The organism is Psychrobacter sp. AOP31-B2-9 (assembly GCF_052378005.1).
Lineage (GTDB): Bacteria > Pseudomonadota > Gammaproteobacteria > Pseudomonadales > Moraxellaceae > Psychrobacter.
Window position 1 is genome coordinate 1 of sequence record NZ_JBQSXG010000291.1, and the last position, 986, is coordinate 986.

The 986-nt window shown below is 41.5% G+C and carries 1 protein-coding gene; it reads right to left on the reverse strand.

Annotated features, from left to right (window positions below; translation table 11 throughout):
* A partial coding sequence (locus ACT3SX_RS15250; protein WP_444761844.1) for a formylglycine-generating enzyme family protein occupies window positions 1-786 on the reverse strand: 786 nt, incomplete at its 3' end.
* Window positions 787-986 lie beyond the last annotated feature (200 nt).

The following is a 986-nucleotide window of genomic DNA, read 5'->3' on the forward strand; positions in this document are numbered from 1 at the left end:
CAATGGACCTTGTGGGTTATGCTCAGGACTATTAGCATAATACTCAGCATCATACCAGTCACTCACCCATTCATAGTTTTGGTTGATCATATCGTATAATCCCAACGGATTGGGCGGATATAGACCTACTATCGGTACAGCAAGGCTAGTATTGTACTTACTCCTTATTTCTTGTATTTGTGCAAATGTCCACACGTTACGACCATCATCAACCTCTCCATTGTCTGTAGGGAACAAGATGTACTGTCCACGATTGCGTGCTGCATACTCCCACTGTGCCTCAGTTGGCAGATTCATCGGTACATTTAGCTGGTCTCCAAGCCATTGACAGTAGTGCTGAGCTGTTTGCCAGTCGATACCAGCAGCAGCGTTAGATTGGCGTACTGTCTCGGCAGATTCTTGCATACCTTCTTTGGGCTGACCCGTTACCATACTATAAATATCAAAGTCACCAAACGTTGCCTTGTAGGCATTCATACTAAAGCTATCTAGCGTCACAGGATGCAATGATTTATTGTCACCACCGCTTGAGATTGGCATGCCGCCAGTCCAGTCAAGCTTTGGACCAAAATCACCCATCTCATAGCTACCACCTTCTATAAAGCGCATGTTTGACTTTTGCTCAGCGACAAAGTCTGCTAATTGCTGCTGTTCTTCATCTGTTAGATCGCTACGAGTTTGCGGTATGCCATTACTGTCTACCGAGGTAGCAGGCGTTTTGGCGCAGGCCGTAATAGAAAATAGAGGTAAGATAAACAATGATACGAATAAAGGCTTTAAAGTCATAGTGGGCTACAGTGAGGTTTTGTTGAGAAATAAGAATGATTATACTAATAATTTTGGTTAATTGTCTAAGTAAAACTATTAGACTACTGTTGAGATAGATTCGGTTAATAAAATAACATCTTAATCATTACATTCTTTTAAAGAAGCCTGTTTTACACACGTGGATATTAACAATGAGTCTACCAACTGTACTATTTTAG